This is a genomic window from Pseudomonas sp. PI1 (genome assembly GCF_000812405.1).
Lineage (GTDB): Bacteria > Pseudomonadota > Gammaproteobacteria > Pseudomonadales > Pseudomonadaceae > Pseudomonas > Pseudomonas citronellolis.
Genome location: NZ_JWMC01000033.1, coordinates 99,248 through 107,580 on the forward strand (window position 1 = coordinate 99,248; position 8,333 = coordinate 107,580).

At 68.2% G+C, this 8,333-nt stretch carries 7 protein-coding genes; 3 read left to right on the top strand and 4 right to left on the bottom strand.

Annotated elements, in window-relative coordinates; all coding sequences use genetic code 11:
* Positions 1-9: 9 nt before the first annotated feature.
* On the bottom strand, positions 10-2,346 hold the full coding sequence (locus RN02_RS11990) for a Tex family protein (RefSeq protein WP_043314703.1): 2,337 nt from the start codon (positions 2,344-2,346) through the stop codon (positions 10-12).
* Between the two features lie 234 nt (positions 2,347-2,580).
* Here RN02_RS11990 and ompR point away from each other — a divergent pair, with 234 nt between their 5' ends.
* Positions 2,581-3,324 (top strand): osmolarity response regulator transcription factor OmpR, encoded by a 744-nt coding sequence (gene ompR / locus RN02_RS11995; protein WP_009614957.1) that lies wholly within the window; start codon positions 2,581-2,583, stop codon positions 3,322-3,324.
* A gap of 99 nt (positions 3,325-3,423) precedes the next feature.
* Positions 3,424-4,743 carry an ATP-binding protein gene (locus tag RN02_RS12000; RefSeq protein ID WP_009614958.1) on the top strand — a complete coding sequence of 440 codons (1,320 nt, stop codon included), beginning with the start codon at positions 3,424-3,426 and terminating at the stop codon, positions 4,741-4,743.
* Positions 4,744-5,029: 286 nt separating this feature from the next.
* Here RN02_RS12000 and RN02_RS12005 read toward each other — a convergent pair whose 3' ends face one another.
* The 3 genes from RN02_RS12005 to rimB form a co-directional block, all read right to left on the bottom strand.
* Positions 5,030-5,956: a S66 peptidase family protein gene (locus RN02_RS12005; protein WP_043314704.1), complete on the bottom strand. Its 927-nt coding sequence runs from the start codon at positions 5,954-5,956 to the stop codon at positions 5,030-5,032.
* Positions 5,957-6,109: 153 nt separating this feature from the next.
* Positions 6,110-7,015, bottom strand: coding sequence for a 30S ribosomal protein S6--L-glutamate ligase (gene rimK / locus RN02_RS12010; RefSeq protein WP_043314705.1), 906 nt, complete (start codon positions 7,013-7,015; stop codon positions 6,110-6,112).
* Positions 7,012-7,488: a retropepsin-like aspartic endopeptidase RimB gene (gene rimB / locus RN02_RS12015; protein WP_024128818.1), complete on the bottom strand. Its 477-nt coding sequence runs from the start codon at positions 7,486-7,488 to the stop codon at positions 7,012-7,014. Before rimB ends, rimK begins: the two co-directional genes overlap by 4 nt.
* A 118-nt stretch (positions 7,489-7,606) precedes the next feature.
* Here rimB and hslR point away from each other — a divergent pair, with 118 nt between their 5' ends.
* Positions 7,607-8,002 carry a ribosome-associated heat shock protein Hsp15 gene (gene hslR, locus RN02_RS12020; protein ID WP_009614968.1) on the top strand — a complete coding sequence of 132 codons (396 nt, stop codon included), beginning with the start codon at positions 7,607-7,609 and terminating at the stop codon, positions 8,000-8,002.
* The last annotated feature ends 331 nt before the right edge of the window (positions 8,003-8,333 follow it).

Genomic DNA, 8,333 nt, shown 5'->3' on the forward strand with positions numbered 1-8,333 from the left:
GGGGCTTCCCTACTTCTTCTTCAGTTGCTTGGCATTGGCGAACAGCGCGGCCATGGCGTTGTTCGCCGGGGCCTTCTCCTGCTGCCGCGGGGCGCTGCGCTCGCCACGCTGGCCACCGTTGCCGCGGCCGCCGCCGCGCGGGCCCTCGACCTTCTCGCCGGGGGTGTCGCCCATGCGCATGGACAGGCCGACGCGGTTGCGCGGGATGTCCACTTCCATGACCTTGACCTTGACGATGTCACCGGCCTTGACCACTTCGTACGGGTCCTTGACGAACTTCTCCGACAGCGCCGAGATGTGCACCAGGCCGTCCTGGTGCACGCCGATGTCGACGAAGGCGCCGAAGTTGGTGACGTTGGTCACCACGCCTTCGAGCACCATGCCCGGCTTGAGGTCCTTGAGGCTTTCGACGCCGTCCTGGAACTCGGCGGTCTTGAACTCCGGGCGCGGGTCGCGGCCGGGCTTGTCGAGTTCCTTGAGGATGTCGGTGACGGTGGGCAGGCCGAACTGCTCGTCGGTGAACTTCTTCGGGTCCAGGCGCTTGAGGAAGGCCGAGTCGCCGATCAGCGAGCGGATGTCGCGGCCGGTGTCGGCGGCGATGCGCTGCACCAGCGGGTAGGTCTCCGGGTGCACAGCCGAGGCGTCCAGCGGGTTGTCGCCGTTCATCACGCGGAGGAAGCCGGCGGCCTGCTCGAAGGTCTTCTCGCCCAGGCGGCTGACCTTCTTCAGGTCGTCGCGGGACTTGAACGCGCCGTTGGCGTCGCGGTGCGCCACGATGTTCTGCGCCAGGGTGCTGTTGAGGCCGGAGATGCGCGCCAACAGGGCGGCGGAGGCGGTGTTGACGTCCACGCCCACGGCGTTTACGCAGTCTTCCACCACCGCGTCCAGGCTGCGCGCCAGCTGCAGCTGGGACACGTCGTGCTGGTACTGGCCGACGCCGATGGACTTGGGTTCGATCTTCACCAGCTCGGCCAGCGGGTCCTGCAGGCGGCGGGCGATGGAGACGGCGCCGCGCAGCGACACGTCGAGGTCGGGGAATTCCCGGGCGGCGAGCTCGGAGGCCGAGTACACCGAGGCGCCGGCCTCGCTGACCATGATCTTGGTGCACTTGAGCGCCGGGTATTTCCTGATCAGCTCGGCGGCCAGCTTGTCGGTCTCGCGGCTGGCGGTGCCGTTGCCGATGGCGATCAGTTCCACCTGGTGCTTGGCGCACAGCGCGGCGAGCACGGCGATGGTCTGGTCCCACTGGTTCTTCGGCGCGTGGGGGTAGACGGTGGCGGTGTCCAGCAGCTTGCCGGTGGCGTCGACCACGGCAACCTTGACGCCGGTGCGCAGGCCCGGGTCCAGGCCCAGGGTGGCGCGCGGGCCGGCCGGGGCGGCCAGCAGCAGGTCGTGCAGGTTGCGGGCGAAGACGTTGATCGCCTCGGCGTCGGCGCCTTCGCGCAGCTCGCCCAGCAGGTCGGTCTCCAGGTGTGTGTAGAGCTTGACCTTCCAGGTCCAGCGCACCACCTCGCCCAGCCACTTGTCGGCGGCGCGGCCCTGGTTGGAGATGCCGAAGCGCTCGGCGATCATCACTTCGCACGGGTGGCTGGTGCCCGGCAGCTCCTCGCCGACCTTCAGCGCCACGCTCAGCACGCCTTCGTTGCGCCCGCGGAAGATCGCCAGGGCGCGGTGCGAGGGCGCGCCCTTGAAGGGCTCGTCGTGCTCGAAGTAGTCGCTGAACTTGGCGCCTTCGGTTTCCTTGCCCGGCACCAGGCGGGCGGTGAGGGTGGCGTTGTCCTTGAGGAACACGCGCAGGCGGTCGAGCAGGGTGGCGTCCTCGGCGAAGCGCTCCATGAGGATGTACTTGGCGCCTTCGAGCACGGCCTTGATGTCGGCGAAGCCCTTCTCGGCGTCGACGAAGCGCGCGGCTTCGGTCTCCGGGGCCAGGTTCGGGTCGGCGAACAGCGCATCGGCCAGCTCGCCCAGGCCGGCTTCCAGGGCGATCTGGCCCTTGGTGCGGCGCTTCTGCTTGTACGGCAGGTAGAGGTCTTCCAGGCGCGTCTTGGTGTCGGCCAGCTTGATCTCGCGGGCCAGCTCGGGGGTCAGCTTGCCCTGCTCCTCGATGCTGGCGAGGATGCTGGCGCGGCGCTCGTCCAGCTCGCGCAGGTAGCGCAGGCGCTCTTCCAGCAGGCGCAGCTGGGTGTCGTCGAGGCTGCCGGTCACTTCTTTGCGGTAACGGGCGATGAAGGGGACAGTGCTGCCTTCATCGAGCAGGGCCACGGCGGCGGCCACCTGCTGCGGTTGAACACGGCCGGAGGGCAGTGCGGAGAGCTCTTCGGCGATACGGGTGTTGATGCTGTCCATGAATCCACCTGGTGAAACCAACGAGAATACGGGGTGTGGCGCTAGCGCCGGCCGGCTCGCTCGGGCGTCCGGCAGGCGTCTATGACAACGCCCCGCCGCAAAAGCGCCGCATTATACCCAGGCAAAATCGCGCGAGAGGGCGGTCGGTCGGGGAAAAATCTGCTAACAATGGACAATCCGTGGCCAACCGAGGCTGGGCGATAATTGCCGGCCTGACCCGAACCTGGAGTTTCTATGTCGAACCCGTCCACCCTGCCCGAAGGTGAAAAGATCCTCATCGTCGACGACGACGCCCGCCTGCGCCGCCTGCTGGAGCGCTTCCTCGACGAGCAGGGCTACCGCGTGCGCGCCGTGGAGAACACCGAGCAGATGGACCGCCTGCTGGCCCGCGAGCTGTTCCAGCTGGTGGTGCTCGACCTGATGATGCCCGGCGAAGACGGCCTCTCGGCGTGCAAGCGCCTGCGCGAGGCGAACAACCAGATCCCGATCATCATGCTCACCGCCAAGGGCGACGAGTCCAGCCGCATCCAGGGCCTGGAGCTGGGCGCCGACGACTACCTGGCCAAGCCGTTCAACCCGCGCGAGCTGCTGGCGCGGATCAAGGCCGTGCTGCGCCGCCAGGCGCCGCTGGTGCCGGGCGCCCCGGCCGGCGAGGACGAGGTGGTCACCTTCGGCGACTACGAGCTGTACCTGGCCACCCGCGAGCTGAAGAAGAGCGGCGGCGAGGTGCACATGCTCACCACCGGCGAGTTCGCCGTGCTCAAGGCGCTGGTGCAGCACGCCCGCGAGCCGCTGACCCGCGACAAGCTGATGAACCTGGCCCGCGGCCGCGAGTGGGACGCCCTGGAGCGCTCCATCGACGTGCAGATCTCGCGCCTGCGCCGGCTGATCGAGCCCGACCCGTCCAAGCCGCGCTACATCCAGACGGTGTGGGGCGTGGGCTACGTGTTCGTGCCGGACGGTAATGCCCGCAAATGATCCTCCTGTAGGCGCGAGCCCGCTCGCGAACCGACTCCGCAATGGGGCGGGTTCGCGAGCAAGCTCGCTCCTACGTTCCGTGCTCTGTGGTAGTTCATCTTGAAAACCCCGCCCTGGTTCCCGCAAAGCTTCTTCGCCCGCACCCTCTGGCTGGTGCTCATCGTCGTGCTCTTCTCCAAGGCGCTGACGCTGGTCTACCTGCTGATGAACGAGGACATGCTGGTCGACCGCCAGTACAGCCACGGCGCGGCACTGACCGTGCGCGCCTACTGGGCCGCCGACGAGCGCTCGCGCGAGGCCATCGCCAAATCCGCCGGGCTGGCCTGGGTGCCCCACGAGAACGGCCAGCCGGAAGAACAGCACTGGCCCTACAGCGGCATCTTCCAGCGGCAGATGCGCACCGAGCTGGGCCCGGACACCGAGACGCGCCTGCGCATCCACCACCCGTCCATGCTCTGGGTCCACGCGCCCAACCTGGGCGACGGCTGGCTGGGCGTGCCGCTCTACCCGCACCCGCTGCGTGGCCAGCAGATCTGGAGCGTGCTCGGCTGGTTCCTCGGCATCGGCCTGCTGTCCACCGCCGCGGCCTGGATCTTCGTGCGCCTGCTCGGCCAGCCGCTCAAGCGCCTGGTGGTGGCCTCGCGGGAGTTCGGCAAGGGCCGCAGCGTGCGCCTGCCGCTGGGGCAGGACACCCCCAGCGAAATGGCCGAGGTATACCGCGCCTTCAACCAGATGGCCGACGACGTCGAACAGGCGGCGCGCGAGCGCGAGCTGATGCTGGCCGGGGTGTCCCATGACCTGCGCACGCCGCTGACGCGCCTGCGCCTGTCCCTGGAACTGATGCCCGAGACCGAGCGCGAGATGGTCGAGGACATGGTCCGCGATATCGAGGACATGGACCAGATCCTCGACCAGTTCCTCGCCTTCATCCGCGACGGCCGCGACGAGCCGGTGGAGGCGGGCGACCTCAACGAACTGACCCGCGAGGTGGTGGCGCCCTACAACCAGGGCGAGGAGCACGTGCGCCTGAGCCTGCAGCCGCTGCCGCCGTTCCCGCTGCGCCGGGTATCGATGAAGCGCCTGCTCGGCAACCTGATCGGCAACGCCCTCAACCACGGCGGCGGCAACGTCGAGGTGGCCAGCCACCTGGCCGGCGGCGACGGCGCGCCCTACGTGGTGCTGAGCGTGCTGGACCGCGGCGCCGGCATCGACCCGCAGGAGCTGGACAGCATCTTCAACCCCTTCATCCGCGGCGACAAAGCCCGCGGCGGCAAGGGCACCGGCCTGGGCCTGGCCATCGTCAAGCGCATCGCCGCGCAGCACGGCGGCAGCGTGGAACTGCGCAACCGCGAGGGCGGTGGAGTGGAGGCCAGGGTGTGCTTGCCGCTGGGGTTGATGTTGCCGCGGGGGGCTTCCTGAGCGGCGGTATCCCCGACGGGTGTAGGAGCGGGCCCTGCCCGCGATTCGCGCGCAGGGCGCGCTCCTACAGGGTGGCTGCTACGTAGGGCTTGGGGCTAGTCCGTGCCGAGAGAGGTGATGGTTTCAGCCGGAAACCGCTGGCGCTGCCGGCTGACTTAGGAGTACCCAAGCGCTCCGAACGGTCCCCTCTCCCTTCAGGGAGAGGGTTAGGGAGAGGGCGCTCTAGAATTCAGCTCCAGAGTCTCGAGCAAGCACCGTCCGCGATCTGTTGATCCTGACGCCGGCACTACCAGCTCAACCCCTTGGTATCCAACCGCCCCACCTTCCCATAAGGCCAAGCCCGATTCTGCGCCCCATGCCCGCTCGGCAGCCCGTGGTACAGCGGCACCCCCAGCGGCCTCAGGTACTCCACGAAAATCTTTTCCAGGCTATGCGCCACATTCTTGCGCGGGCAATCGGTAAAGGTGCCCAGCACCACTGCGCCCAGGCTCTGCGCATCGATGCTGTTGAGCAACTGCCAAAGGCTGCGCTCCAGCCGGTAGTAAGGCTCGCCCACATCCTCCAGCACCAGGATGGCGCCGGCCGGCGCGTACAGCCCGGCTACCGTGCCTGCGGTGCTGGCCAGGGCAGTGAGGTTGCCGCCGATCAACTCGCCTTCCACGACCTTCTTCGGACCGCTCAGGTGAGTACAGGGCAGGTGACGGTCCTCGCCAGCCAGCAAGCGGCTGACCGAAGCCAGCGAGGCCAGCCGCTCGCGCTGTTCGCTGGGCGCGCTCAGCGGCTGCAGGCCGAGGGCGCTGGCCACCGGGCCGTGGATCGCCGGCAGGCCGTGGCGGTGGAAGGCGCTGAGCAGGATGGAAATGTCCGAGAAGCCGATCAGCGGCCGCGGCGAGGCCGCCCGCAGCCGCGTCCAGTCCAGCCCGGGCACCAGTTGGGCGCAGCCGTAGCCGCCGCGCAGGCACCAGACGGCGCTCACGTCCGGCAGCTCGAAGGCCCGGTGGAAGTCCTCCAGGCGCTGTTCGGCGCTGCCGGCCAGGTAGCGGTAGCGGGCTTCGGCGTGCTCGCCCAGGTGGTAGTCGATGCCCAGCACCTCCAGCTGGCGCAGGGTGGCCTCGAAGACCTCCTCGGCGATGGAGGAGGCCGGGGCGACCAGGGCGACGCGGCCTTCGAAGGGCGACCAGGTCAGGTCGGAGGAGCGGGGGGATTTGGGCATGGGGTTATTCGTGAGCGGGCGGGAGATTGATGTGCTTCATGGTGATCCTGCGTAGACATCCCTGTCGGGGCATCGTGCCCGTCGGCACCCCCAGCCCGGCCATCCATGGCCGGTCGTTCGTCGGCGCGACGCATGCGTCGCGTACGTGCCTCCTCACCCTTTACCTTTAGTCCGCACCATATGCGGCCCGGCATTCTTCTCCAGGTACTCGATGATCACCCCGGCGATGTCCTTGCTGGTGGTGGTCTCGATGCCTTCCAGGCCCGGCGAGGAGTTCACCTCCATCACCAGCGCGCCGTGGTGCGAGCGCAGGATGTCCACGCCGGCCACCTTCAGGCCCATGATCCGCGCCGCGCGGATCGCCGTCATGCGCTCCTCGGGGGTGATCTTGATCAGGCTGGCGCTGCCGCCGCGGTGCAGGTTGGAGCGGAACTCGCCGGGCGCGGCCTGGCGCCGCATCGAGGCGATCACCTTGTCGCCCACCACGAAGCAGCGGATGTCGGCGCCGCCGGCTTCCTTTATGTACTCCTGCACCATGATGTTGTGCTTCAGCCCCATGAAGGCCTCCAGCACCGATTCTGCGGCCTTCTGCGTCTCGGCCAGGACCACGCCGACGCCCTGGGTGCCCTCCAGCAGCTTGATCACCAGGGGCGCGCCGCCGACCATCTGGATCAGGTCCGGCACGTCGTCCGGGGAGTGGGCGAAGCCGGTGATCGGCAGGCCGATGCCCTTGCGCGAGAGCAACTGCAGCGAGCGCAGCTTGTCGCGGGAGCGGGCGATGGCCACCGACTCGTTGAGCGGGAACACGCCCATCATCTCGAACTGGCGCAGCACCGCGCAGCCGTAGAAGGTGACCGAGGCGCCGATGCGCGGGATCACCGCATCGAAGCCTTCCAGCGGCTGGCCGCGATAGTGGATCTGCGGCTTGTGGCTGGCGATGTTCATGTAGGCACGCAGGGTGTCTATCACCACCATTTCATGCCCGCGTTGTTGCCCGGCCTCCACCAGCCGACGGGTGGAATACAGGCGCGGGTTGCGCGACAGCACGGCGATTTTCATTGGGCACCTGAAAGGGCGGGGGTAACCATGATGAGGGGTTTGTCCTGGACGTAGGTCAGCGCCGGGTTGACCACCAACTGGCCCTGGACCAGGGCCTTGGAACCCAGCAGCACGCGGTAGCGCATGGTCTTGCGGCAGGCCAGGGTGAATTCCACCGCCCAGGCGCGGTCGCCCAGGGCCAGGGTGGTGCGGATCACGTAGCGCGTCTGGGCCTGGCCGTTGGAGCTGCGGATGGTCTTCATCGTCACCAGCGGCGCCTCGCAGCGGTGGCGGCGCTGCACCTGGGTGCCCAGGTGGGCGGTGAAGCGCACCCAGTCGCGGCCGTCACGCTGGAAGGTGGCGATGTCGCTGGCGTGCAGGCTGGAGGTGCTGGCGCCGGTGTCGATCTTCGCGCGCAGGCCGACGATGCCCAGGTCGGGAAGGGCGATCCATTCGCGCAGGCCGATCACTGACAGGTGGTCGAATGTCTTCAAAAGGAGCCATCCCAGGGTTTTGCGGCATTCTAGCAGGGCCATCGGCGCCCGCCAGGGGCCTGCCGGGAACGCCGGGCCGAGGGTAGACTGGCCAGGTTGCAGAAGTGTGGATGAGGCCGTGAGCGAGAAAGACGACGACAGGGTACGCCTGGACAAGTGGCTGTGGGCTGCGCGTTTCTACAAGACCCGCGGCCTGGCCAAGGCGGCCATCGAGGGTGGCAAGGTGCATTGCCGGGGCGAGCGCTGCAAGCCGAGCAAGGAGCCGAAGGTCGGCGAGGAGTACGTGCTGCGCACCGGGTTCGACGAGCGCACCGTGGTGGTCAAGGCGCTGTCGGGCGTGCGCCGCGGCGCGCCGGAGGCGCAGCTGCTCTACGAGGAAACCGCCGAGAGCGTGAAGCGCCGCGAGGACGCGGCGGCCATGCGCAAGGCCGGCGCCCTGGGCGTGCAGACCGACGGCCGGCCGAGCAAGAAGCAGCGCCGCCAACTGCTGCACTTCCTCGACGACCAGGAATAACGGAAACCCCCGCCGTGGCGTAATGCTGTTCACTCAAGCGATAGGTGGTGGTTCAGCGAAGGTGCGCCAGCCTGGCTTCGCTCCCTCACCCCAGCCCTCTCCCAAAGGGAGAGGGGGCTGTTCGGAGCGTGCGGGGAGTTCGGAGTCATCCCGGAACGCTTACCTCCTCCCGTCATTCCCGGGAACGCGAGCCCCGGGTTCGCGAGCAAGCTCGCTCCTACGAAAAGCCAAAACGCATTCGCTCTGGCTTTTGGACTTCCAGAGAAATACCCGAGCGCACCGGAACGCCCCTTCAGAAGGCCGAGCGAAACCGGCGCTCAGGAGGTCATGC